This is a genomic window from Polynucleobacter nymphae (genome assembly GCF_018882155.1).
Taxonomy (GTDB): domain Bacteria; phylum Pseudomonadota; class Gammaproteobacteria; order Burkholderiales; family Burkholderiaceae; genus Polynucleobacter; species Polynucleobacter nymphae.
This window is the reverse complement of record NZ_JACVPA010000001.1, coordinates 1,519,472-1,545,410: the sequence shown is the minus strand read 5'-3', so window position 1 is coordinate 1,545,410 and position 25,939 is coordinate 1,519,472. Positions and strand designations below refer to the sequence as shown.

General features: G+C 43.6%; 23 protein-coding genes. 10 read left to right on the top strand and 13 right to left on the bottom strand.

Going from position 1 to position 25,939, the window contains the following annotated elements; genetic code table 11:
* Positions 1–34: 34 nt before the first annotated feature.
* Together groL and ICN29_RS08030 are read right to left on the bottom strand one after the other, a co-directional pair.
* Positions 35–1,687, bottom strand: coding sequence for a chaperonin GroEL (gene groL / locus ICN29_RS08035; RefSeq protein WP_216131547.1), 1,653 nt, complete (start codon positions 1,685–1,687; stop codon positions 35–37).
* 28 nt (positions 1,688–1,715) lie between these two features.
* Complete coding sequence (locus ICN29_RS08030; protein WP_216131544.1) at positions 1,716–2,006, bottom strand: co-chaperone GroES; 291 nt, start codon at positions 2,004–2,006, stop codon at positions 1,716–1,718.
* Between the two features lie 315 nt (positions 2,007–2,321).
* Between ICN29_RS08030 and ICN29_RS08025 the strand changes: the two genes are divergently transcribed.
* The 4 genes from ICN29_RS08025 (at position 2,322) to dacB (ending at position 7,821) form a co-directional block, all read left to right on the top strand.
* Positions 2,322–3,164 (top strand): diguanylate phosphodiesterase, encoded by an 843-nt coding sequence (locus ICN29_RS08025; RefSeq protein WP_216131541.1) that lies wholly within the window; start codon positions 2,322–2,324, stop codon positions 3,162–3,164.
* On the top strand, positions 3,164–3,787 hold the full coding sequence (locus ICN29_RS08020) for a response regulator transcription factor (protein ID WP_216131537.1): 624 nt from the start codon (positions 3,164–3,166) through the stop codon (positions 3,785–3,787). The genes ICN29_RS08025 and ICN29_RS08020 overlap by 1 nt, the downstream gene beginning before the upstream one ends.
* 52 nt (positions 3,788–3,839) lie before the next feature.
* Positions 3,840–6,233 carry an ATP-binding protein gene (locus tag ICN29_RS08015; protein ID WP_255538109.1) on the top strand — a complete coding sequence of 798 codons (2,394 nt, stop codon included), beginning with the start codon at positions 3,840–3,842 and terminating at the stop codon, positions 6,231–6,233.
* 118 nt (positions 6,234–6,351) lie between these two features.
* A complete protein-coding gene (gene dacB / locus ICN29_RS08010) occupies positions 6,352–7,821 on the top strand; it encodes a D-alanyl-D-alanine carboxypeptidase/D-alanyl-D-alanine endopeptidase (RefSeq protein ID WP_369411649.1) in 1,470 nt (489 codons plus the stop codon).
* On the opposite strand, the gene ICN29_RS08005 is transcribed toward dacB, so the two are convergent.
* The 7 genes from ICN29_RS08005 to ICN29_RS07975 are packed head-to-tail and all read right to left on the bottom strand — an operon-like array spanning position 7,767 to position 15,252.
* On the bottom strand, positions 7,767–8,861 hold the full coding sequence (locus ICN29_RS08005; RefSeq protein ID WP_216131527.1) for an L-threonylcarbamoyladenylate synthase: 1,095 nt from the start codon (positions 8,859–8,861) through the stop codon (positions 7,767–7,769). The two genes, dacB and ICN29_RS08005, sit on opposite strands and share 55 nt — an antisense overlap.
* A gap of 1 nt (position 8,862) precedes the next feature.
* Positions 8,863–10,047, bottom strand: coding sequence for a 5-(carboxyamino)imidazole ribonucleotide synthase (locus ICN29_RS08000; protein ID WP_216131524.1), 1,185 nt, complete (start codon positions 10,045–10,047; stop codon positions 8,863–8,865).
* A 4-nt stretch (positions 10,048–10,051) separates the two neighbouring features.
* Complete coding sequence (gene purE / locus ICN29_RS07995; protein WP_216131521.1) at positions 10,052–10,546, bottom strand: 5-(carboxyamino)imidazole ribonucleotide mutase; 495 nt, start codon at positions 10,544–10,546, stop codon at positions 10,052–10,054.
* 40 nt (positions 10,547–10,586) lie between these two features.
* A complete protein-coding gene (locus ICN29_RS07990; protein WP_216131518.1) occupies positions 10,587–11,483 on the bottom strand; it encodes a phosphoribosylaminoimidazolesuccinocarboxamide synthase in 897 nt (298 codons plus the stop codon).
* Between the two features lie 7 nt (positions 11,484–11,490).
* Positions 11,491–12,555 (bottom strand): class II fructose-bisphosphate aldolase, encoded by a 1,065-nt coding sequence (fba, locus tag ICN29_RS07985; RefSeq protein WP_216131515.1) that lies wholly within the window; start codon positions 12,553–12,555, stop codon positions 11,491–11,493.
* 46 nt (positions 12,556–12,601) lie between these two features.
* Positions 12,602–14,038 carry a pyruvate kinase gene (gene pyk / locus ICN29_RS07980; RefSeq protein ID WP_216131512.1) on the bottom strand — a complete coding sequence of 479 codons (1,437 nt, stop codon included), beginning with the start codon at positions 14,036–14,038 and terminating at the stop codon, positions 12,602–12,604.
* A gap of 2 nt (positions 14,039–14,040) precedes the next feature.
* On the bottom strand, positions 14,041–15,252 hold the full coding sequence (locus ICN29_RS07975) for a phosphoglycerate kinase (RefSeq protein ID WP_216131509.1): 1,212 nt from the start codon (positions 15,250–15,252) through the stop codon (positions 14,041–14,043).
* A 189-nt stretch (positions 15,253–15,441) separates the two neighbouring features.
* On the opposite strand from ICN29_RS07975, the gene ICN29_RS07970 reads away from it, so the two are divergent.
* Genes ICN29_RS07970 through ICN29_RS07950 form a run of 5 tightly spaced genes read left to right on the top strand, consistent with a single transcriptional unit; the run spans position 15,442 to position 18,732 of the window.
* Entirely contained in the window at positions 15,442–16,365 is a 924-nt protein-coding gene (locus tag ICN29_RS07970; RefSeq protein ID WP_216131506.1) for a branched-chain amino acid transaminase, read from the top strand.
* Positions 16,366–16,379: 14 nt separating this feature from the next.
* The gene (locus ICN29_RS07965) at positions 16,380–16,568 is read left to right on the top strand and encodes a zinc-finger domain-containing protein (protein ID WP_216131504.1); all 189 of its coding nucleotides are present in this window, start codon (positions 16,380–16,382) and stop codon (positions 16,566–16,568) included.
* 46 nt (positions 16,569–16,614) lie between these two features.
* Positions 16,615–17,649: a lipopolysaccharide heptosyltransferase II gene (gene waaF, locus ICN29_RS07960; protein ID WP_216131501.1), complete on the top strand. Its 1,035-nt coding sequence runs from the start codon at positions 16,615–16,617 to the stop codon at positions 17,647–17,649.
* 19 nt (positions 17,650–17,668) lie between these two features.
* Positions 17,669–18,103: a YybH family protein gene (locus ICN29_RS07955; RefSeq protein WP_216131498.1), complete on the top strand. Its 435-nt coding sequence runs from the start codon at positions 17,669–17,671 to the stop codon at positions 18,101–18,103.
* Between the two features lie 8 nt (positions 18,104–18,111).
* Positions 18,112–18,732 carry a DUF2946 family protein gene (locus tag ICN29_RS07950; RefSeq protein WP_216131495.1) on the top strand — a complete coding sequence of 207 codons (621 nt, stop codon included), beginning with the start codon at positions 18,112–18,114 and terminating at the stop codon, positions 18,730–18,732.
* Here the strand turns inward: ICN29_RS07950 and ICN29_RS07945 are convergent.
* The gene (locus ICN29_RS07945; RefSeq protein WP_216131492.1) at positions 18,729–20,429 is read right to left on the bottom strand and encodes a M48 family metalloprotease; all 1,701 of its coding nucleotides are present in this window, start codon (positions 20,427–20,429) and stop codon (positions 18,729–18,731) included. The two genes, ICN29_RS07950 and ICN29_RS07945, sit on opposite strands and share 4 nt — an antisense overlap.
* 23 nt (positions 20,430–20,452) lie before the next feature.
* Between ICN29_RS07945 and moaC the strand changes: the two genes are divergently transcribed.
* Positions 20,453–20,932: a cyclic pyranopterin monophosphate synthase MoaC gene (gene moaC / locus ICN29_RS07940; protein WP_216131489.1), complete on the top strand. Its 480-nt coding sequence runs from the start codon at positions 20,453–20,455 to the stop codon at positions 20,930–20,932.
* Between the two features lie 63 nt (positions 20,933–20,995).
* On the opposite strand, the gene ICN29_RS07935 is transcribed toward moaC, so the two are convergent.
* From ICN29_RS07935 to ICN29_RS07925, 3 genes are all read right to left on the bottom strand, one after another.
* Complete coding sequence (locus ICN29_RS07935) at positions 20,996–23,560, bottom strand: tetratricopeptide repeat protein (protein WP_216131486.1); 2,565 nt, start codon at positions 23,558–23,560, stop codon at positions 20,996–20,998.
* Between the two features lie 134 nt (positions 23,561–23,694).
* A complete protein-coding gene (locus tag ICN29_RS07930) occupies positions 23,695–25,164 on the bottom strand; it encodes a tetratricopeptide repeat protein (protein WP_216131483.1) in 1,470 nt (489 codons plus the stop codon).
* A 150-nt stretch (positions 25,165–25,314) separates the two neighbouring features.
* A complete protein-coding gene (locus ICN29_RS07925; protein ID WP_216131480.1) occupies positions 25,315–25,833 on the bottom strand; it encodes a pilin in 519 nt (172 codons plus the stop codon).
* Between the last annotated feature and the right edge of the window lie 106 nt (positions 25,834–25,939).

Sequence of the window (25,939 nt, the reverse complement as noted above, 5' to 3'; positions counted from 1 at the left end):
GTTTCTTCAGCGGGAAGCTAAGGAGGTAAAGCTATTACATCATTCCGCCCATACCGCCCATACCGCCCATACCACCCATATCAGGCATACCGCCGCCAGCAGATTCGTCTTTTGGTGCTTCGCAGATAGCGCAATCAGTGGTCAGCAACAAGGCTGCAACAGAAGCTGCATTTACTAATGCGGTTTTAGTCACCTTAGTTGGGTCAATCACACCTTGGGCTACGAGATCACCATATTCGCCAGTAGCAGCGTTGTAACCGTTATTGCCCTTGCTAGCCAATACTGCGTTCACAACTACGCTTGCTTCGTCACCAGCGTTAGATACGATGATACGTAACGGCTCTTCCATAGCGCGCAAAACGATACTAATACCAGCATCTTGATCTGGGTTATCGCCTTTCAAGCCCTTGATACCTTGCATTGCACGAATCAGCGCTACGCCACCGCCAGGAACAATACCCTCTTCAACGGCAGCACGAGTTGCATGCAATGCGTCGTCAACGCGGGCTTTCTTCTCTTTCATTTCTACTTCAGTAGCAGCGCCAACACGAATCACTGCAACACCGCCGGCCAACTTGGCAACGCGCTCTTGCAATTTTTCTTTATCGTAGTCGCTAGTTGCTTCGTCGATCTGAACACGAATGTTCTTCACGCGCGCTTCGATCGCTTTAGCATCGCCAGCACCATCAATAATGATAGTGTTTTCTTTACCTATTTCGATACGCTTCGCTTGACCTAAATGTTCCAGAGTCGTTTTCTCTAAAGTAAGACCAATTTCTTCAGCGATCACTGTGCCGCCAGTCAAAATTGCGATGTCTTCCAACATGGCTTTGCGACGATCGCCAAAGCCTGGAGCCTTAACAGCACAAGTCTTGATAATGCCGCGGATGTTATTGACAACCAAAGTTGCCAAGGCCTCGCCTTCAACATCTTCTGCAATGATGAGCAATGGACGTCCAGACTTCGCTACTTGCTCAAGTACTGGGAGTAAGTCACGAATGTTGCTAACTTTCTTATCAAACAAGAGAACGTATGGGCTTTCCAATACAGCCACTTGTTTTTCAGGTTGGTTAATAAAGTATGGAGAGAGATAGCCACGATCAAATTGCATACCTTCAACCACTTCAAGCTCATCTTCTAAAGACTTGCCATCTTCAACAGTAATAACACCTTCTTTACCTACTTTTTCCATTGCTTCAGCAATACGTTGACCAATACTGTGATCACTATTAGCTGAAATAGAACCAACTTGAGCGATTTCTTTGGTAGTTGTGCAGGGCTTGCTGATTTTCTTGAGTTCTTCAAGAGCAGCTGTAACTGCTTTATCAATTCCACGCTTAAGATCCATTGGGTTATGGCCTGAAACAACATATTTCATGCCTTCACGTACGATCGATTGCGCCAAAACAGTAGCAGTAGTAGTACCGTCACCAGCGATGTCAGCAGTTTTAGAAGCAACTTCCTTCACCATCTGCGCACCCATGTTTTGAAGCCTGTCTTTGAGTTCGATTTCTTTTGCTACAGATACACCATCTTTAGTAATAGTTGGACCGCCGAATGAGCGCTCCATCACCACGTTACGACCTTTTGGTCCTAAAGTAGTTTTAACTGCGTTCGCGAGAATATTGACGCCTTCTACCATCTTGGTACGGGCGCTATCTCCAAATACAACGTCTTTTGCTGCCATGATTGAATTCCTCTCTTAAATACTGAAATTACTTCTGCACAACAGCCATGATGTCTTCTTCGCGCATGACAAGAAGCTCATCGCCGTCGACCTTAACTGTTTGACCTGCATATTTACCGAACAACACGCGATCGCCAATTTTGAGATCGGGTGCATTTAATTTACCGCTGTCATCGCGTTTACCAGGGCCCACTGCTAAAACTTCACCTTGATCAGGCTTCTCTGCTGCAGCGTCAGGAATGATGATTCCGGATGCAGTTTTTGATTCTTGATCTAAACGCTTAATGATTACGCGATCATGTAAGGGACGCAAATTCATCTCTTCTCCTATGTTAGTAAGTGTTAACTAATTAAATTTCTATATAAATCAATGCTTTATAATCTCTTCACACGAAAACTAAGGTAGATTCACTTAAAAATGAGCCATTTTTAGCACTCGCGTGTAGGGAGTGCTGATTATATAGGTGCAAATCACGAGATTTCAAGGGTAAAGCCCATAAATTACTAGGGATTTAGGCCCTATTTATAATTTGGACAGGCTGGTAAGTCGTTTCCTACAGATAAATCAGCTTTAAGCCCTTACCGCTCCAATCCGTCCTGCCTAGACTGGACAGTCACCGATTGGAGATTGCTGATGAGCCCGAAATCCCGGCTGTACACGCTTGTAAAGGCATGGAAGAACAAACCCTTCCAAGAAGTACGCGACACCTGTGGCGCACCCTGGCTTGGCATTAGTAGCCAGGCTCTAGAAGAACACCAATCCTGGTCCAAGCGACAAGCGATTAGCCATGAACCCATTTTTAACTGCAAGGGAACAAAACTGACCAGCTCTTTATTTAGACCATTACTGACAGCCTCTGATATGCAATTACTGCGCTTATTCATGGAAGGCCTAGATACGATTTCTTACTGGCATCGTAGCGGTCGCTTTATTACCGGCATTCTCACGGTACCAACACATGCAATAGCCTCAAGTGCTTATATCGATGCTCTGAGTGATCTGATACTGAACTCAAGACTGCCAGTAGGTCTTATTGCATTGGGAGTTCCATCACTTCCCGAACCGGATATTGCCGATGCTTACAAGGAGGGCTTGTTGCGGATGCGAAGACTAGGTGTCTTGCTCCACTTCATGAGTTTCTCAGGAAGCATAGAGCAGTTGCACTGGATTTCTGAAATGCAAATGGAAGGAATTCACATCGACATGAGTCAGCTTCGTGATAAGACGTTGTCGACTAGCGTGATTAACCAACTAAGACAGTCGCCCTATTCACCCACACAAATTTATGCAAGTAATGTCGGCCTTGTAAAAGACCTAGAGCACGTAGCTGCTCTCCAAATAGATCATTGCTATGGAGGCTTGATGATGTCTCCACTCAGTCGCCATCAGATGCTCCAGATTAATGATAGCCGTATCGCTAAGGCTATTTTTTCGCTGCACCCTCATCCACAACCAAACCAAAATGGAGACAAGTAATGAGAAAACGCGTGATGTTGGTAGATGACCATCCGGCTATGCTGATGGCTCTTAAAAGTATGTTGCAAGATCAGCTGTTATTTGAAATAGCAGGACAAGCCCAGAATGGGGAAGAATGTCTTCGGTCCATGAAAGAGGTAAATCCCAATATGGTGATTCTGGATCTCGATATGCCTAAGACTGATGGCTTTGATGTCATTCGGCGTATTGGCTTGATGTATCCAGATGTCAGGGTTCTAGTCCTATCCAGCATGGATGAAGCTGTATATGGCGGCAGAGTTCGATCGCTTGGCGGACACGGCTTTGTCAATAAAACTGCTGGGGCGGATGTTATCTTAGCTGCCTGCGTTGCCATCTCACAGGGTTATAACTTTTTTACTCATGGAAAAAACGGTAATAGCTCATTAAGTGACAACGATAAATTAGCGCTGATTTCTGATCGCGAGTTACAAGTCATGAAGTACCTTGGAAAAGGGAATACCAATCAGCAAATTTCAGACATACTACATATCAGCAATAAGACTGTAGCAACTTATAAGACTAGAGTTTTTGACAAGCTTGGCATCAATAATATTGCTGACTTAATCTTGTTTTGCCGCATGAATAAGATTATTGAAAGCTAAAAGAAGCATGTATCGATTCATCGTCTGTGTGTCACTGCTCATTTGCCCGTTGTTGAATAAGGCCAATGGAATGGTTTATGCCAATTCTCTGAGCCCAGCAGAACAGCGATGGATCGATCAACATCCCATAGTGAACTTCAGCATTCATGAGAAATATGCGCCTTATTTAGAGGCTGAGAAGAATAACAAGAATTCTGGGGTCTTTTACGGTCTCCTCAAGCGACTTGGGAAATTTACGGGACAAGAATTTTCACCAAAGTGGAGAAAAACTGAGCAAGAAGGACTTCATCAGCTAGCGAGTGGTGAAGTCGATTTCATTATTGATCCCCCAACCATGAATGATGAATACCTCAGGTTTGGCTCTTTATCAGAGGCAATCTTTTGGGGGCATGATGCCATTCTGACAACGGGGCCTAAAAAAATTGAATCCATTTCGCCTGCCAATATTGCCTATTTTGATCGCGGGTTTGAAAGTCCTCCAATACCTCGTCAATCTCAAGCCGGTGTTTCTTCCCACGCCGAGAAACTTATTTTCGATTTACTCAAGAATGATATTGAGGCCTTAGTATTGCCCATTCGACTAGCTAATCAGCTAATCCAAAAAATCGATAAGCCAGAGCTTCGACTAGATGGCTTATACAGCCGTGAGCCTTTTGCATATCGGTGGATGATTTCTCATGAAGACGCCCCCTTACATAATCTCTTAAGTTATTTTTTAAATGGATTGGATCCCATTGAATCAGGTCAACTAGTTGCATTTGGCGATTTCAACTCCACATCAAATAAAGACTCTCATTGGAGCACTCTTCCGTGGTTATCGACCTTCTCTATATTGATGCTTGGCAGTCTCTTAATGTGGCGTCTACAAAAAAAGCAATCTCTTCAGGAAGAAGAGGCGGCAAGCTTAATTGCATCGAAAGATTTAGCCGAAAAGGCGAATGCCGCTAAATCTGCCTTTCTGGCGACTATGAGCCATGAGATTCGCACCCCGATGAATGCCATCTTGGGGGTACAAGAGTTATTGCTGAGTAGTCGGCAATTTCCGGAAAACGAAAAATCATTATTGAAGAGCGCCCATTCCTCGGCTCAATCATTGCTAGGCATTCTGAATCAAGTGCTAGACCTTTCCAAGATTGAGGCTGGCAAGCTCGCCTTAAATTTAGAGCCTTGCTGTCTCAATACTCTGATTGATGACATTCATTCTGCATTCTCAACCATGGCAAACCAGCGGAACCTGACCCTACATACCTCCAAAGACCCCCGAATTGCTGCTGTCTTAATGATTGATACCTTACGACTACGTCAAATTCTGCAAAACTTACTAAGTAATGCCATTAAATTTACCGATCACGGTGAGATCTATTTCTCAATCAGCGTGCTAGCAGATGATCATGCGGGACAGTTGGTTGAATTTAGAGTCATTGATACCGGAATTGGCATGGGTACTAAGGAAATTAAGCTCGCTCTTCAAGCTTTTGAACAAGTTTCAGGTAAAACAGATCAGCAAAATGGTACTGGTTTAGGACTCACCATTACCAATCATTTAATCACCTCCATGAACAGTCAGCTCTATTTTGAAAGCGCGCCCGGCTTTGGTAGCAATATTCATTTTTGTGTGGCGCTCCCCAGAACCAGTATTGCTGCATCCAAAAATAATCTTACAGATGAAGACTCATTTCCTCGGAGGTTAGTCTCTAAACAGGCTCAGAATGAAAATCGCCTACTTCAGGCATTGGTAGTTGAAGATCACCCCGCGAGTCGACAAATTCTTTCCTTGCAATTGCAAGCCCTAGGTCTCGAGGTGCAGGTTTGCGAAAGCGCAAACACGGCACTTGAACTCTTATCCAAGAAACATTTCGACCTTCTGCTTACCGATCAATCTATCCCAGGTATGCAGGGCTCAGAATTAGCAAAACACGTTCGCTCTTTGGGCCATCATGAGATTGTCATCATTGGCATTACTGCAGATATTTATGCCTTAGATTCTCGACACCAATTTCTTGCTGCTGGCATGAATGGGGTGCTTATCAAGCCTTTAAACTTAATGACATTAGAGAATGAGCTAACTCGTTATTTCACTTCTCAAGAAATAGTTGATGCTAAAAATGTAGTAGATGTGCCTGGAGAATACTCATTTGAGTGCTTTTCCAATCTCTTGAAAAAAAATCCAAGCCATATTCTGGTCATATTAGAAGAGATTAAAAAAGTTCATATTGAAACCCTTGCCATACTTGCAACTAAGAGTGTTGATGAAGCTACCTTGGCAAGCATGATTCATAAGGTTAAGGGTGGCGCCCAACTTCTGAGCGCTCAGCGCTTTGTTCAGTGCTGCGAAAGCTTAGCAACTGAGGGCTCTTTGCCAGACAGAGTGAGTGCATTCATTCAATTACTGGAAGAGCAAAATCAGATCATTGAGTCCTATATGGCAAAGCATACCAGCCATTAATTAAGGACATGGCTTTGCCTTCTGCCTCCCTGGGTTTATCCTATTGGGAATGCAGCGGCCCATACCTCATCTCATTTCTCTAATGCTAACTGTCCTCTGGACTGGGTTTTGCCTTTTCGTGTTACCAGCGAAGGCTGAGGAAGCACGTATAACCCTACCGCAGGCAGTTATAAGTAGCCTAGAGCGCAATCAAATTCCAAAAGACACTGTAAGTATTTCAGTAATAGAAATTGGAGCTGATCGACTAGGAAAAAATACTGCAAAAAATATCTTAGATTGGCGAGCTGCCGAAGCCATGAACCCAGCATCAACCATGAAGCTGCTGACAACACTTGCAGGTTTAGATATTTTGGGGCCCCAATATCGCTGGCGAACCAATATCTACACTGACGGTCTGATTCGTCAGGGTGTTCTCAAAGGAAATTTATATTTACAGGGTACTGGCGATCCAAAACTCATTCCCGAAGAGCTGGCTAAACTGATGAAGTCCTTGAAAGGACTTGGCATTCAAAAGATTGACGGCAACTTATTCTTTGATCGAAGCGCTTATGCCCCTAGCGTTATGGAGCACAACACTATCGATGGAGAGGCCCTACGTGCATACAATGTGCCACCTGATCCATTGCTGTATTCATTTCGTACTCTCTCTTTTCAGCTAAGTAAATCACGCTCGGCTGAATTTATCGACATTAGCTATACGCCAACGCTTTCGCAACTCAAAATTGATAATCAAATGCAGTTAGTTGATCGTACTTGTGATAACTGGAAAAGTGATATTCGTTTTAATTTAGATCCTGAGGGCACAACTAAAACTGATCAATTAGTGGTGGCACAGTTTTCAGGGGCATTTCCTAGTACCTGTAAAGGTGTTAACTACAATGTAGTTGCCCTGGATGCCAATACTTTTTTGACACAAGGCTTTGCTGCTGCCTGGGAACTATCAGGTGGCACATGGACAAAAGCACCTATTGGAAAAAATGGGAATGTACCTCTTGCTGCACGACTCCTTCTACAGTTTGAAGGGATCAATCTTGCCGATGATGTGATTGATATTAATAAGTATTCAAATAATGTCATGGCACGCCAACTTCTTTTGACATTAGCCCTAGAAAAAATGGGTAAGCCCGCCACCACTTTTAATGGAGAATTAGTTATTCAGGGTTGGCTCAAGCAAAATGGCTTGGATTTTCCTGGCTTGGTGATTGAAAACGGTTCAGGCTTATCACGCAATGAGGCTATTTCAGCAGAGCAAATGAATCAACTTTTATTTACTGCACGTAATTTGCCAGTCGGAGAGGCTTTCTATAACAGTCTTCCGATTGCTGGCACTGATGGCACGATGAGAAGTCGTCTGATGACACAACTGCGTAAATTTTTACATCTTAAGAAAAAGCCTGAGGCCAGGATTAAGACGGGTTCACTTGCTGATGTACGCGCTATCTCAGGCTATGTAATAAGTAAATCTGGAAAGCTATATGCAGTGACTTCATTTATCAATCACCCAAACGCTTGGAGAGGTTTAGAGGCGCATGATCAATTGCTATCTTGGCTGCTTGAAGATGGTCCAGAGCCAAAACACGCACGCTGAAGTCGATCTCTAACGCCATCCCATTCTTCACCAGGGGGTGGCTCAGGAAATAAAATTAAATCCCAACCTTGTTGATCTAAATCGCGTAATGAACGATACAGGCGATTAGCAAAACCACTGCTGTCACTTGGTACTTCCACTTCTTCAAAATGAACAGATGGATGACCATCCTCACTCAAAGAGGATTCTGAATCCCAAACTGCAACTGCCACACGAGACTTCGTATCCGGAAATTCGCTTAGCGCATCCAAAACGCGACCGGGTGCATAGAGCCGCAATGGGGTATTTGGTGCGTAATGCGCCCTTAAGCTTCCTGAAACTCTTGGCAATGCAAGCTCATGGCGCTCATGCTTTGTCTCGCCAGCTTGGTATACCTTAATGCCAGTCTTAGCAAAGATCTCTTTTGGAGTTATTACGCCTGGACGAAGCAGAATAGCTTTATCACCAGAAGACATATCAATAATGGTTGATTCAATCCCAAGCTCACAGTCACCGCCGTCCAAGATCATCAGATCAAGAATATCCTCAAATTCATTACGTACATCAGCAGCACTAGTTGGAGATACTTTGCCAAAACGATTAGCAGATGGTGCGACAACGCCACCCTTAAATTTCCTTAATAACTCCTGAGCCATTGGATGTGCGGGTGCACGAATAGCAACAGTATCCTGACCACCAGTTAATTTATTGAGAACGCTCTTATCTTTTTTAAAGACTAAGGTTAGAGGTCCTGGCCAAAATGCATTAACCAGCTTTAACGCATCTTCAGATAAATCTCTTACCCAGGGCGCTACTAATGGCACCCAATCTACTTGGGTTTGATCAAATTTATCAGGCGCAGCTAAATGCACAATCAGTGGATGATTCGCTGGTCTACCTTTGGTGCTGAAGATTTTGTTAATGGCCTCTGGATTTCTTGCATCTGCTCCTAGTCCATATACAGTCTCTGTTGGAAACGCAACCAAACCGCCATCACGCAAAGTCTGAACTGCTTCATTGATCACTGCAGAAGATTGCAGTGGCGTACTATCGGTGGACATTCTAGGGCTCGATGCCTAATTCAGTAGCTACAGCAGCACAATTTTGGCGAGCCTCATTCAATGCTTCGCCCAAGCAGTTGATGTGGCCCATCTTTCTGCCGATGCGAGGAGCGGATTTACCGTAAAGATGTAATTTTGCATCAGGATGTGCAAGTACTTTATTCCAAGCGGGTTCTCTTGCTTTATCTTCACTGCCTTCAAACCAAAGATCGCCTAACAAATTTAACATCGAAACTGGTGCTAATTGTCGTGTATCTCCTAAAGGCAAACGAGCCATTGCTCTTACTTGCTGCTCAAACTGGCTACTGACACAAGCATCCATAGTGTAGTGCCCGGAGTTATGTGGACGAGGTGCGATTTCATTGGCAACAATCTCGCCATTCTTAAGAACAAAAAATTCAATGCAGAGAACACCGACATAATCAATCTTCCGAATCAGTGCTTTCGCTGCATCAACAATCTTTTTCTCTTGCGCGGGCTTTAGCGATGGAGCTGGTACGGTAGAGGTATGTAAGATACCGCTACGATGAATGTTTTGAGAAACTGGATAAGCTACAACTACATCATCATGACCGCGCACTACTAAAGCAGAAACCTCAAAATCTAACTCCATACGCTTTTCAAGAACACACGGCACACGCTCAAAATGGTTCCATGCAGCAATCAAACCTTCAGTATCGTCAATAGTTACCTGGCCTTTGCCGTCATAACCCATGCGAGCAGTCTTTAAGATTCCAGGAAAAAGATCTGTAGGAACATGCGCAATATCAGCATCATGTTCGATTACAAAATAGGGTACAGGACCAATATTGGTTTCAGACTTCCAGGTAGCTAGGAATTTCTTCTCAGCAATCCGATTTTGCGCCAAAGAGACGCAACTACTGCGAGGTGCTACAAAAACTCCCAGAGATTCTAGATCGTCTAGAGCTTGTGCTGGCACATTTTCAAATTCAGTACTGACGGCCGCACATAAAGCTGCCATTTCTTTTAGAGCAATTGAGTTGGTGTAATCCGCTTGAATAAATTTTTCTGCAATTGAACCAGCAGGGCTATCAGAGTCAGGATCTAAAACACAAACTTTATATCCCATTGCTTGTGCAGCCTGAGTAAACATACGCCCCAGTTGACCGCCACCCAATATTCCTAAATACGAGCCCGGCAAGATGGGCTCCAGACGATCTGCCATGTAATTAATATCCCGGCAAATTCATAGATCGTGAAGTATCAGATTGCTTTGCTCGAAACTCTGTAAGACGTTTGGCAAGATCTGCATCATGTAATGCGAGACTAGCAATGACATGTAGGGCAGCATTAGCTGCACCAGCCTCACCAATCGCAAAAGTAGCAACTGGAACACCTTTTGGCATTTGCACGATGGAATATAAAGAATCTTCACCGCGCAAGTATTTGCTGGCAACTGGAACACCATAAACCGGAACAATGGTTTTAGAAGCAAGCATGCCTGGTAAGTGCGCTGCACCACCTGCACCAGCTATGATGGCCTGCAAGCCATTGGCCTGAGCATCTTCTGCATACTGAAACATATCATCTGGCATACGATGCGCTGAGAGTACTTTAGCCTCGTGAGCAATGTCAAATTGCTCCAGCATCTGAGCGGCGTGCTGCATAGTGTCCCAATCTGAATTGGAGCCCATTACTATTCCGACTATTGGCTTCTTGCTCATTTACCTCTCCAAATACCCTAAATATTTACTGAGTACTCCATTATCCCTGAGTTAAACGATTCAGAGCTTCACGATACTTTTGGGCTGTCTTTTCGATAATATCCGCTGGTAACTGCGGTGCGGGGGCAGTCTTAGGCCATAACTTGCCATTTACTTGGGCGGTTTCTAGCCAATCGCGTACAAATTGCTTGTCATAAGATGGTGGATTTGAGCCCACATAATAGGTTTCTGATGGCCAGAAGCGAGAAGAGTCCGCAGTAAGGATCTCATCCATTAAAACCAATTGACCAGAATCATCTAGGCCAAATTCAAATTTGGTATCGGCAATAATAATTCCACGAGTCGCAGCGTATTCAGAGGCTTCTTTATATAAACGAATACTGATTTCACGAATTTGATTGGCTAATTTCTCACCAATGAGTTCAACAACTTTCTCAAATGAAATGTTTTCGTCATGATCACCTGCTTCTGCTTTAGCGGCAGGCGTAAAAATCGGCTCAGGTAATTTTTGAGCATTCTCTAAGCCAGCAGGCAATGTAATTCCGCAAACCTTGCCACTTTCTTTATAGTCTTTCCAGCCGCTACCAGCCAAATAACCACGCACTACCGCCTCTACCAAAATTGGCTTTAAGCGCTTAGCGACTACGGCACGGCCCTTCACCTGAGAAACTTCATCAGAAGTCACAACACTAGTAGGATCAATTCCAGTTAAATGATTTGGAATGACTGACGCTAATTTATCAAACCAAAAATTAGCCATCTGATTAAGAACGATACCCTTCTCAGGAATCGGCTCGCCCATTACTACATCAAATGCAGATAAGCGATCAGTGGTAATCATCAATAATTTATCGTGATCCAGGGCGTAAACATCACGTACCTTACCTTTAGAAAGTAAAGGTAATGACTTAATAGAGGTGGCATACAAAGCTGGCATCTTTAATTCACTTCACGATCTGAGTGAGCTTGCCGCTCTTATAGAGTTCAGCCATTTTCTCTAGAGGAATAGGTTTGATTTTAGATGCCTGGCCAGCAGATCCAAAGGCCTGAAAGCGGGCAATGCAAATCTTCTTAGCAGCTTCACGGGCTGGCTTCAGATAGTCACGGGGATCAAACTTACCGGGGTTCTCCATGAGATAACGGCGGACAGCGCCAGTCATTGCTAAGCGAATGTCGGTATCAATATTGATCTTACGAACACCGTTCTTAATACCTTCTTGAATCTCCTCAACAGGCACACCGTAAGTTTCTTTCATATCACCACCAAACTCACGAATCTCCGCAAGTAACTCTTGAGGGACGCTAGACGAACCATGCATTACTAAGTGCGTATTCGGAATACGCGCATGAATTTCTTTAATGCGGTCAATCGCTAAAATATCACCAGTAGGCTTTTTAGTAAATTTATAAGCGCCGTGGCTAGTCCCAATTGCAATCGCTAAAGCATCGCACTGAGTTGCTTTCACAAAGTCAGCGGCCTGCTCAACATCTGTCAATAACTGTTCACGAGTCATCTTGCCGTCAGCGCCATGACCATCTTCTTTGTCGCCCTGCATCGTTTCTAAAGAGCCCAAGACTCCAAGCTCTGCTTCCACAGTAACTCCAATGGAGTGAGAAAACTTCACAACTTCCTGGGAGACGGCTAAGTTGTACTCGTAACTGGCAACCGTTTTGCCATCAGCTTCAAGCGAGCCATCCATCATCACGCTAGTAAAGCCGCTCTTAATTGCCGCCATACAGACAGCCGGACTTTGGCCATGATCTTGATGCATTACAACTGGAATATGTGGGTATGCTTCGACAGCAGCAGAGATCAAGTGACGTAAAAATGCTTCGCCAGCATATTTACGCGCGCCAGCAGATGCCTGCATGATGACCGGCGAGTCAGCCTCATTGGCTGCTTCCATAATTGCCGTGACCTGTTCAAGGTTATTGACGTTAAATGCCGGCAAGCCATAACCGTTTTCAGCAGCATGATCCAAAAGTTGTCGTAATGATACTAAAGCCATGATGTTCTCTTAATAGATATAAATAAATAGTTAATCAATGTACAAGTCACTTCACGTGAACAATCTTAAGAGTATTCGTGCCACCAGGTTCACCCATCGGCTCACCCGAGGTCAACACTACGGTATCACCCTTTTTAACTGCACCAGCCTTCTTCAAGCAAGCTTCTACTTCTTGCAGGGCAGTATCGCGGTCCTTGGTGTAATCCAAGCCAATTGGTGTGACATTTCGATAAGTGCTTAAGGCTCTTTGGGTCGCAATCTTTGAAGTCAATGCAAAGATAGGCACATGAATATTATGACGACTCATCCAAATTGGAGTTGAGCCAGAGTCTGTCAGGGCAGCAATCGCATTTGCATGCAAATGATGCGCAGTAAATAAAGCACCTAAGGCAATTGTTTGATCAATGCGGGCAAAGGTTTGATCTAAAAAATCGGTATCTAATTTCACTGGATCTGATTTCTCGGCCTCGACACAAATCTCTGCCATTGCTTTAATCGTTTGCACTGGATATGAGCCAGCAGCAGATTCTGCGGAAAGCATCACAGCGTCTGTACCATCTAATACGGCATTGGCTACGTCACTGACTTCAGCACGCGTAGGCACTGGAGCATTAATCATGGACTCCATCATTTGCGTTGCAGTAATCGTAAATTTATCAGCCTTACGCGCCCAATCAATCATGCGCTTTTGTAATGCCGGTACTGCGGCGTTTCCAACCTCAATAGCAAGGTCACCGCGGGCAACCATAATGCCATCACTTTGCGCAATAATGCTTTTGAGTGCCTTAGGTTCAATAGCTTCAGCACGCTCGACTTTAGCAATGGTTCTCACTTTGCCAACACCATATTTAGCACTAGCTGCATCAGCTAACTTACGGGCATACGCCATATCAGCGCCATCTTTTGGAAAGCTAATAGCCAAGAAATCAACGCCCATCGCAATTGCAGCATCTAAATCAGCAATATCTTTTTCGGTAAGTGCTGGTGCTGTCAAACCGCCACCGGCACGATTGATGCCTTTGTTGTTGGAAAGTGGGCCGCCTTGCTCCACGAGCGTAAAAATTTCTCCACCCTTAACACTCTCAACGCGTAGTACAACCAAGCCATCATTCAATAAGAGGCGGTCACCCGGCTTCACATCATTAGGCAACTCTTTGTAGTCAAGTCCTACACGTCCTTGATCACCGAGCTCGCAAGTGACATCCAGAATAAACTTTTCGCCCTCTTTGAGAAGAATTTTGCTGTTTGCAAATTTACCCACACGAATCTTAGGACCCTGCAGATCGGCCATGATGCCAACCTCTTTGCCAACTTCCGCAGAAATACTTCTGACTAAATCATGACGCGCTTTATGATCAGCCACAGTGCCATGTGAAAAGTTCATCCGCACCACATCAACACCTGCGCGAATCATGTCGCGGAGTACCTCAGGCTTTTCAGATGCTGGTCCTAGAGTTGCAATAATTTTTGTTGCTCGTAGCATATTTAGTCTTTCGCTCTTTCGGCTAGTACTGCAAAGGCTGGCAAAGTTTTGCCTTCTAAGAATTCTAAGAAAGCGCCACCGCCAGTTGAAATGTAATCCACTTGATTTTCAATACCATATTTAGCAATCGCTGCCAATGTATCGCCGCCGCCAGCAATCGAGAATGCAGGTGAGTGGGCGATTGCTGCAGCCAGCATTTTTGTGCCTCCGCCAAATTGATCAATTTCGAATACGCCTAATGGGCCATTCCAAACAATCGTGCCTGCGTGCGCAAGCATGGTGGAAAGACGAGCAGCAGTCTTAGGGCCAATATCCAAAATCATGTCATCTTCGGCAACTTGATCAGCAGGCACGCGATTTGCACGAGCCAAGGGGGAGAGTTCATTCGCAACTACGACATCCTCAGGAATGGGCACATGCGCGCCACGTTTTTCCATAAGATCCATAATTTCTCTAGCTTCATTGACTAAGTCTGGCTCAGCAAGCGATTTACCAATTGGTAAGCCTTTGGCAAGCATGAAGGTATTTGCAATACCGCCGCCAACGATCAACTCATCGACCTTCTCAGAGAGAGCCTTAAGAATAGTGAGCTTAGAGGAAACTTTAGAGCCAGCAACGATCGCTATTAATGGCCGCTTTGGATTTGCTAATGCACGACTTAATGCATCTAACTCAGCTGCCATTAATGGGCCAGCACAAGCAACCGGTGCAAACTTAGCAACACCATTGGTAGTTGCTTCAGCGCGATGTGCAGTTCCAAATGCATCGTTTACGTAAATATCACACAGAGCAGCAATCTTTTTAGCCAACTCATCAGTATTCTTTTTCTCGCCCACATTTAAGCGGCAGTTTTCCAAAAGAACCACTTCGCCAGGATGCACCTGAAATCCTCCATCAACCCAATTACTAATCAGTGGAACTTTGCGATGTAGCAAAGTAGCTATGCGATCTGCTACTGGGGCTAAGCTATCTTCAGATTTGAATTGGCCTTCGGTAGGACGACCCAAGTGAGAGGTCACCATTACTGCTGCGCCAGCATCTAGGCACATCTGCACCGCAGGCATCGAAGCCCGAATACGAGTGTCTTCAGTGATATTGCCCGCTTCATCTTGGGGCACATTGAGATCGGCGCGAATCAGAACCCGCTTTCCCTTGAGTTGGCCGGATTGGGCTAATTCACTTAAACGTTTAACTTTAAATAAGGGTTCCGGCATGGGATTGGGCAAATGTAATGGTTTATTGGGAATACTCTATTCTAAATCGTCTAGCCCAAATCCCCTAAAGGATCTCAGGCAACGTAGTCCCCTGCCTGCTCTACAATAGGGACTTGGACGCATTTTGGGTCTTGGGCCATAAACCCTCCCTTGGCGCCTCGATTAACCAGATACAAAAAGGTAGAAAAAATGTCGATGTCCGACCGCGATGGCTTTATTTGGTCCGATGGGAAGCTTGTTCCCTGGCGTGAGGCCAATATTCATGTCCTAACCCATAGTCTGCACTACGGTATGGGCGTATTTGAAGGCATCCGAGCCTACAAAACCCCCCAGGGCACAGCAATTTTCCGCCTCCCAGAGCATGTCAAACGGCTCTTTAATGGCACCAAGATTTTTCAAATGAGCATGCCATACAGCCCAGAAGTGATTACTAAGGCAATTATTGATGTGGTCAACAGCAATAAGCTTGAGGCTTGCTACATTCGCCCAATTATTTTTATTGGTTCCGAAAAACTAGGTATTTCTCCTAAAGGAAACACTATTCATACGGCAATCGCTGCCTGGGAATGGGGTGCTTATTTAGGTGAAGATGGCTTAAATAAAGGTATTCGAGTCAAGACCTCCTCATTTACTCGCCACTTTGTGAACTCCTCACTCGTGCGCGCTAAGGCTTCTGGCTATTACATCAATTCGATTTTGGCTAATCAAGAAGTGACCGCCAATGGATATGACGAAGCTTTACTACTAGATACCGAAGGCTATGTTTCGGAAGGTTCTGGCGAAAATATTTTCATGATTAGTGATGGCATCGTATACACACCAGATTTAGCTTCATGCTTAGACGGTATCACTCGCGATTCCATTATCGATATCGTAAAAGACCTTGGACTTGAGTTGCGCGAAAAACGGATTACCCGTGATGAGATCTACTCTGCAGATGAAGCCTTCTTTACTGGTACTGCTGCTGAAGTAACTCCGATTCGTGAGCTTGATGATCGCACCGTTGGTGATGGTAAGCGTGGTCCAATCACTGAAAAAATACAGAAGACGTATTTTGATGCGGTATATGGCAGAAGCGATAAATATAAATCTTGGCTCACTTACGTGAAATAATCAGGAAGAGAAATATGACGCAAGCTCAAGTTGTGATGGTGGATGGCAAAGATCTGCCATTGCATTGCCCAACCAATCAAACTCCAGCCTGGAACTCTCATCCACGGGTTTTTTTAGACATTACCAAAACCGGGGAAGCGAAGTGTCCGTATTGTGGCGCCGAGTACAATCTCATTCCTGGCACTGAGCCCCACGGACACTAGGCCTTATCAGCGCCTCGCCATGGGGCGCTGACTCGGGATACGACCCATGCAAAGTATTCTGATCATTACTCCAAACTGGATCGGAGATGCCGTAACAACGCAACCTTTGCTAGCCAATCTCAAAGCACTTTATCCAGATTCTAAAATAGATGTCCTTGCCAGTAATTGGGTATCGCCTATCTATCGTGCGTGCTCCGAAGTACATGAAGTCATTGAGGCGAAATTTGAGCACAAAAAACTGCAATGGGGCTTACGCAAGCAATTGGCCAGAGAGATTGCAGCTAAAAACTATCAAGCATGTTTTGTATTGCCGAATAGTTTTAAATCTGCCCTCATTCCCTGGTTAGCTAATATTCCTTTTCGGATTGGTTACCGTGGCGAGTTGCGTTTTGGTCTGATTAATTTAGCCCTAGATAACCCCAGCAAAATCAATCGTCCACAAATGGTGGGGCACTATCTAGCATTAAGCCAACTTCTAAAAGATGACTCTCCTCTTTCATCTATTGAGCTAATCCCTAAACTGCATGTTTCCAATACTGCAAAGCAATCGGTAGAGCGCAAATTACAAAACAACAATATCAATCCTGACTCTATTTATGTAATGTGCCCAGGTGCAGAGTATGGGCCCTCTAAAAGATGGCCTACCGAACACTTTGCAGTTTTGGCACAGAAGCTCATCACGCAAAACTCAAATCATCAAATTATTCTTTTAGGCAGCAAAAGTGATCATGCTCTTGCCCAAGAAATTACTGCCCATGCAAAGCATGCCGCCAATATTCATAACTGGTGTGGCAATACTTCCTTAGATGAGGCCATTGCTTTGATTGGAATGAGCAAGGCGGTAGTAAGTAATGATTCAGGGTTGATGCATGTTGCAGCAGCTCTCCAGATCCCTCAGGTTGCTATCTTTGGCTCTAGCGATCCCGCCCATACTCCCCCTTTATCCGACAGGGCTGAGATTATCTGGCTAAATATGTCTTGTAGCCCATGCCATAAAAGAGCGTGCCCTTTAGGCCATTTACGATGCCTAAAAGATATCCTGCCAGAACAAGTATTAGCTACACTCAATAGATTGAAATAATTACTCGGAAAAGTAAGTTATGACCAAACTTGCAAGACTCTTTCACAATGCTGATGAAGTCGTAGATGCTTGGCGAGAAGCACTAAGAAATCGTGATGTCAAAGGCGCTTTGGATATTTGGCTTGATGATGACTCCATCACTTGCGTACTTCCTGAGGGACATCGCCTCAGTGGTCATGCCGAAATTCGTAAAGGCTTAGAAAGGCTTTTATTCAAACAACCCTTATTTTTAGAACCCATTGCCTGCATCAGCCACTCCATCCCAGGCGCAGCTATTTACGATACTACGGAAGCAGTGCATCTAAGACCCGATCAAATTGAGGCTGAATTCTTCCTGAATATCACTCTAGTGCTTTTACAAGATAGTCAAGGCTGGCGTATTGCTCATCTACATGCGAGTCGCTCTACCGAAGAAACTTTTGATGCTCCCTCCACACCACACGGCTTGCATTAAATATCGATATGGATGAGCGAGTATTGCGGTCGCTCATCAAGTGGCCTAATCTACCTGACTGCTTTGGTTGGCTTGCTTTAGATCGGCGCGGTCAATGGCGCATGCGTGATGCGTTTGCACAGCAGAATAAATTACCTGGGCAAGTTATTACTCATATCGCTTTAAATGAATTTATCTCCAGAAACTATGTCTGTGATCATTTGGGCAGATACTTTTTTCAAAATGGGCCGCAGCGCGTATTCATCACGCTCGATGCCACGCCCTGGATCGTCCGTATTACACCGAGTACTGATGGCTTGCAACTCATCACTCAATGTGACAGCTCAATTAAACCCAGCGGTGCATTAAGCGATGAAAGCGGCAATATTTATATTGTCGGAAAAGTTAATCAGCTCATTTATAAAAATGAAAATCAATTTTTCAAGGAAGATTGTCAGACCCTAGCGCTTTTGCATGATCACGACTTAGATCATTTTTCCCAATTAGCCCAGTTACGTGAAGAGGCTTGTAGCTTTGGCGGATCCTGGACTTGGCAAGGTAAGCAATTGCCTTTAGATCCAATCCATTCAGGAGAGATAGCTCCTCGCTTTAGGTTCATTGCAACTCCAAGCGATCAACTTCTCTCCTAACTGGGGATCTTCCCTTGCTCTTTTAGCTCATCTTGGTACTGTCTTTGCATCTCGCGCAAACGCGCATCAATACTAGAACCTTGATAGTAGTCAGAGCCGCTGGCAGAGCGGGCAATCTTCAATTGCTCGATTGCTGATGGCCAAGCACCTTCAAGAGCGTATTTTTCTCCAAGAGCGTAGTGACGCATTGGCACATTCTTGGCCTGATCGTACGCTTTTGATAGCAGATTCCACCAGACAACTTCATTAGGCTGAAGACGGGTACGGGCTTTGAGCCAAGTAATCGCATCATTGGTACGGCCAAGTGCTAAGTCTGCATTGATCATCGCAGCACCAGCGGCATAAGACTGAGGGTAAGCGCGGAAAGTAGCTTGTGCAACCTGCAAAGCTTCATCACCCTTACCTTTAGCTAAAGCCAATTCAGATGCGGTGATATCCAAAGATAAACTTTGTCTCTGAATCGGTGAGCCTGGAGCACTAGCGGCTTGTGCCAAATTGCGTGCTTGCTGTAGATAAGATTCTGCTTGATCTACCTTACCCTGACGTTGAGCAATGAGAGCCAAGCCATAAAAGCCCTCCATTTGCTTGCCAGCCTGAGGCTGCTTACTCAAGCTTTCAAAGGTATTTTTAAGATCGTATAAACCACTTGAAGTCCCTGACTGTTCCATACGTGCTCTAGCTTTTATGAAATAAAACTCAACTGAGGTTGGAACATTACGCGTAGCAACCCTTCTTGCTCTATCTTGCATATCAGCGATACGGTCTGTCGTTAAAGGGTGGGTTCGAACATAAGCAGGGACGCCTTTGTCCATAACGCCTGTAGCTCTTTGTAGGCGCTGGAAGAAACCTGGGGCACCATTTACGTCATACCCACTCGCATCCAAAATCTGAAAGCCAACACGATCAGCCTCACGCTCAGCATCTCTGGAGTAAGAAAGTTGATTGTCGATAGCAACTGCCTGGCCACCTTGCATTAACCCAGCGCCTGCAGAGGGATTGCGAGACATTGCTAAAGCACCAAGTACCATGCCCGCTATAGCAATCATGGTATTAGTAGATTGTTTGTCCATTTGGCGAGCAAGGTGGCGCTGTAATACGTGTCCAGTTTCATGGCCCATTACAGATGCCACTTCTGAATCTGTTTCTGCGCTCACAAGTAAGCCCGTATGAAAACCAATAAATCCACCTGGCAAAGCAAATGCGTTGATGCTACTGTCTTTTACTGCAAATACTTCAAAGTTATATGCCCCACTTCCTTGTTCATTCGCACCACCAAGTTGCAATTGTTTAGCAGCCTGCAGTAAGCGGCGCTCCATTTGATTTAAAAAATCATAAATTGGTAAATCATTTGAATAATCTGGATCAGGACGAATCTGACGCATGATCATCTCGCCATATTTCCGCTCATCAATACGACTGAGCGAGTCCCCGCCAGGATCACCCATATCAGGCAAAATAATATTGGGCTGGCTTTGTAAGGCATTACGATTGGGCAGCTTAGAAGATTTGGCCTCCGGAGACTGCATCACCCGACCAATATTTTGGGCAGCTGCAGAGTTGCCATCTACTGAAACATCCCCAACAGGGGTAGCAGCATAAGCAGGTGTAATCCCTGAACATGACAAGGCCAACATCAGCTGAGCAGCCAAAAAGCGCTGCAAAAACGAGGTTTTTCTAATGAGCTTTATATCCTGCATCCCTATATGGTAAAACTTATCCCATGAACAAACTAACTCATTTTGATGAAAGTGGCCAAGCCCATATGGTAAATGTGGGTGATAAAGCCTCGACGCACAGAATTGCTATTGCAACGGGCAAGATCAGCATGCTTTCCGAGACCTTTAAAATGGTCGAAGCAGGTACCCATAAAAAAGGGGATGTACTAGGTATTGCCAGAATCGCAGGCATACAGGCATCAAAGAAAACTGCCGATCTTATTCCACTCTGCCATCCACTAGCCTTAAGCCATGTGAGTCTTGAGTTTCAAACAAATTCAAAAGATAGCAGCATCGCCTGTCAAGTCAGGGCAGAAACCACGGGGCCCACTGGCGTCGAAATGGAAGCCCTCACTGCAGTCCAAGTTGCCCTCCTCACGATCTACGATATGTGTAAAGCAGTAGACCGAGGCATGGTTATAGGCGATGTCAAACTCTTAGAGAAGAGTGGTGGTAAGTCTGGAGAGTGGAAGCTGGGAGAGTAAAGACTGGTCAAGAAATTAGAAGAATAAAAAACTATGGCTAAGTTTAAAAGTCTATTAATTTAGTTAGCCTACCTCACAACCAACAAGTATATGATCTGGGTGCATATCATTTTGGTAGCGCTCATACATTTTGATATAAGCAGCCTCAAGATGCTTAGCAAAAAGAGATGCGTTAAATAGAGGAGTAGTCAAACGATTATTCGCCAACTTCAATTTAATATCTGCAAGTTTCTTGGGGTTCATGGCCAGCTCAATCGCCAAAGCTTCATATTGTTCTTCGCCAGAGGTAATTAGCTCATCTAATCCTACGGAAGTCAGAAGGCTAGCAGAAACTCTTCCTGGGAAAGTGTCACCCACTATTGTCAGCACCGGTAATCCAGCCCATAAAGCATCGCTGCAGGTTGTATGAGCGTTATACGGCAGAGTATCCAGAAATAAGTCTGCTAAATCATGGCGGGCCAAATGATCTTCAATTGATAGGCGCTCAGCAAATATCAACCTATTAGATTCTATCCCTCGAGCAGCAGCTTCCTTTATCAAATTCTCCTTAGCAATTGGATTGTCGGCTAAAAGCCATAAAATACTTCCTCGAACGTGAAACATAATTCTCATCCAAGAATCGAAGGTAGATGGGGTTATTTTGTAATTGTTATTAAAGCAAGCAAAAACAAAAGCATCTTCTGGAAGACCTAATTGCCTCCTCGTAAATTTCCTATCAGAGATTTTTCTTTGGTCGTCATTTGCTTGATAACTATTGGGGAGATACACAAGCTTTTCAACATAATATTTTTTTGACTCTTCTGGTATGACTACTTTATCGGCAATGATGTAATCCATATATTTAGCGCCAATAGTTCCAGGAAAGCCAAGATAGTTCACTTGTATTGGGGCAGGTTTATAAGAAAATATCTCCTGTCTTGAAAGACCAAAAAATCCGTTCAAATTGATAAGGATATCAATCTCATTGGATTGAACCAGTTTGACTGCATCTAAATCAGATAATTTCGATATATCAAATATATTACCAAAGGCGCCTACAATTCTTTGGCGATAGTCTGAGCCATCATCCCAGCCATTATCAAAAGCAAAAATTTCAAATTTGGATTTGTCATGTAGCTCCCAAATACGAGTCATTAAGATTGAGGTGGCTTGATTCCTAAACTCGCCACACAAATAACCGATACGTATTTTATGATGTTTATATTGTGAAAATTCAGACGTATTACCCAGCGCAGGAAACCTATCATTTGAATAAATTTCAGCACATTTTTGTGTCAGCGCCTCTGAATTTGAAATTCCTTGAAAACCAAAAGGCTCGGACATTTTTCCTTCATTAATTAAATGAAAAATATCGTTAATATTCTTTTTATAATTTGTCCAATCACATCCAAGCATCATTTGGTGATGAGCTTTACCCAATAAATAAGAGTCTCCGCCCTTAATTTCTAGAGCTTTGAGGTAAGATTTAGCTGATTCAGAATGCCTCTTAAGAAAATTGAGTGCTTCCCCTTTATTGTGCCAGGCATCGTGATAGTCAGGCTTTAGGCTAAGTACTTTATCGAAGTGATCAAGCGCCTCGTCATAACGCTTCAGTTCATTTAATGCGGCACCTCTATTAAACAAAGCCTCAATATAGTCTGTCTTTAGGCTCAGTGCTTTATCATAATGAGTTATAGCCTCGTCATAACGCTTGAGCTCCTGTAAGGTAGCGCCTTTATTAAACCAAACCTCGGCATAGGCTGATTCAGCATGCTTTTTAAGAAAGTTGAGCACTTCCCCTTTATTGTGCCAAACGCCGTGATAGTCAGACTTTAGGCTGAGCACTTTATCGTAGTGATCAAGCGCCTGGTCATAATGCTTTAGTTCGTGCAGAGTATTGCCTTTATTGAACCAAGCCTCGGCATAGTCAGGCTTCAGGCTTAAGGCTTTATCATAATGAGTAAGCGCCTCGTCATAATGCTTTAGTTCGTGCAGAGTATTGCCTTTATTGAACCAAGCCTCGGCATAGTCAGGCTTCAGGCTTAAGGCTTTATCACATGTCTCTGAAGACTCTAAGAATCGCTTTAACTTATTAAGAGGCACACTTTTATTTGACCATGCCTCGTGATATCTTGGACTAAGTTTAATAGCCTCGTTATAGGCGTGAATGGACTCCTCATATAAATTTAAATTACTTAGTGCAATACCCTTATTAGACCAAGCTTCTGGGATATTAGGCTTTATTTGAATTGCCTTATCAAGGGCATCTAGCGCCAAAATATAATTTTTGATATCGATATAAGTTGAGCCTTTATTAATTAGCGTCTCAGCATCATTGGGCTGAATTTTAAGAGCTAAATCATAAGCATCCAATGCTAGTTGATGCATACCTTGCAGAGAATGAATAAAGCCCAAGTTATATGGAATTCTTACATCACCACTTTTATAGGGCTGTAAGCATTGAAAGATAGTTAATGCTTCAGCTAATCTATTCGTTTTTAAACATGAAATGCCAAATTGAAAAATAGTATCGGCACTATTGAGATCATTTTGCAGAAGCTCATTCAGAATTGAGTCAGCCTCAGTAAAATTTCCACGCTGAAAAGCTTGAATAACTTGCTGAAGAAGTTTTTGAAGTTGAGGACTCATAGCACGCATTTTAAAGCCAAAATACTTATCACTGAAATAAGATCACAACTTAAGATTAATGAAAATTACCCAATCGGCCTTAAACGATATCGCCTCCAGTCTAGTGGGCCGATCAATCAGCTCAATTAAGCTAACTATCCTAAGAGGGTACCAGCCAAATCTTTTCGCACTCTCTCCAGCACACCACTCCAATCATTTATAGCTGACTGTCTGTACAACTTCACTGATGGGTACCATGGACTATCTTCCCTATCTAACAGCCATCGCCAATCTGGTACATAAGGTACGATAACCCAAGTTTCTTTACCCATCGCTGCACTTAAGTGAGGAACGCTAGTACAACTACTGATAACTAAATCAACGCATTCAATTAAAGCGGCAGTATCACTAAAATCATTGAGTTGGTCGCCATAATATTGAATATTTTTATATTCTCTAAAAAATTCTTTATCGCAATCTTTGATTTCTTTTTGTAAACAGATATATTCATACCCTTCGGTAGGAAGCGCCTTTACAAAATCTGACAGTAGCAAACTTCTTTTTGAATCATGCTGAAAGCTAGAGATACTGCTCCAAACTAAACCCACTCTTTTTTTCGTTTTTGGCCCTAATTTAGAACCCCATTCAGATACCTTATTTGAATCACTCGCAATATAAGCATTTTCTGCGGGAATGCTAGCAACATTGGTATTAAATGCCAGGGGCAGACTGAGAAGTGGGCAGCAAAAATCAAAAGGGGGTAGCTCCTGACCCTTAATTACTAACTCTGAAACTCCTGCCAAGTCAGTCAATACTATTGCAAGGGATTGGGGCACCTCCAAAATCACCTTAGCACCTAAATCAGCAACCAATTTAGCGTAGCGGCAAAACTGGATAAAGTCCCCTAAACCCTGCTCCCCATAAAGCAAAATTGTTTTGCCATTCAGGGACTCCATTCCAAGCCAAGTAGGCTTATCAAAAGAGCGTTTTTCTGCAATCTCACTAATGCTCTTTGATCTCCACCTACTCTCGTATAGTGGTAATCCATGCTGATAATCCCCTAGCAAAAGCAGCGCTAAGCTTTTGTTCCATGCTGCTTCGTGGTGATCTGGTTTCAAACTAAGAGCCCTATCATAGTAAATGATAGAGTCTTCAGGCAATCCAAGCTGGCGTATGGTGTTGCCTTTATTAGACCATGCATCAGCATAGCTGGGTTTTAAGTTGATTGCTTTATCATAATTTACTAAAGCCTCTTCATAACGATTCATCTCAAATAAAACGTTTCCCCTATTTGACCAAACTTCTTCAAAGTTTGGATCAAGCTTGATCGATTTGTCATAAATATCTAATGCCTTTTCATAATTTTTTAAATCATAAAAAACATTCCCTAAATTACACAAAGCTAATGAATTTTTTGGAAGAAATTTAAGAGATTTATTGAAATAATCTAAAGCTTCTGGATATTTTTTTCTATTTGTAGACAGAACACCAAGCAGCCTATATACATGGGGGTTATTCGATTCTATCCTCATAGCCTGCTTTAAATAGAGCTCAGCTAAATCTAAATTGGAAACCCTAAGAGATTCCAGCGTTTTATTTAGAAGAAAGCCAATTTGAGGATTCATAGGAAGACATTATAGTAATTTCATCTAAAAAATTAAATTTCTCTGAGCACTAGTCAAATGCTATTGCAGTTTTGAATGATTGCGGTTACTGCAAAGATTGTTCAATAACCTTAGTTGACTAAACAATCTTTGCCTATTTATAAGAAACTATTATTTACTAATCCTGCACTCAGATGGCAGCAACTGAGATAGCAGGTTTGTTTCTGTAGATCTGCATGACCAGCCGCCAGACCAAGTGGACCCCTCTGGTTTTGATAAATCAAGTGGTTTAGGGGCATTAGCATCTGGCTCATTTGTTGGAATGAGATGCAATGTATTCTTGCCTGCCGGCGCTACGCTCACCTGATAGTCAATCGCAATGGCTCCTGATGGTGTAATTTCTATTAACTTGACGCTACGGGTTGGTCCAAAGGTAAATGATCCATTTGTAGCCTCATCCATAGGAATAGTGCCACGACTTGCAAATGCTTCTGTAACAGCAAGCTTTGCGCTGGAGGATAAATTCATACCCTCAACAATACGACTACGGGCAATGTAATCTTGATACTGAGGGACTGCTACAGCAACTAATATGCCAATGATGGCCACCACAACCATAACTTCAATTAAGGTAAATCCTGCCTCCTGGCTTTTACCTTGATTCTGAATTTCTTTACTTAAGTTTTGCATATCTTCTGACTCCTGAGGTGAAATGCCTCATCATCCAGTCTAAACCTCTTCTTCTCAAGAGCACTACACGTAAAAAAGCCGGCTTTGGGGGCCGGCTAATTCTGAT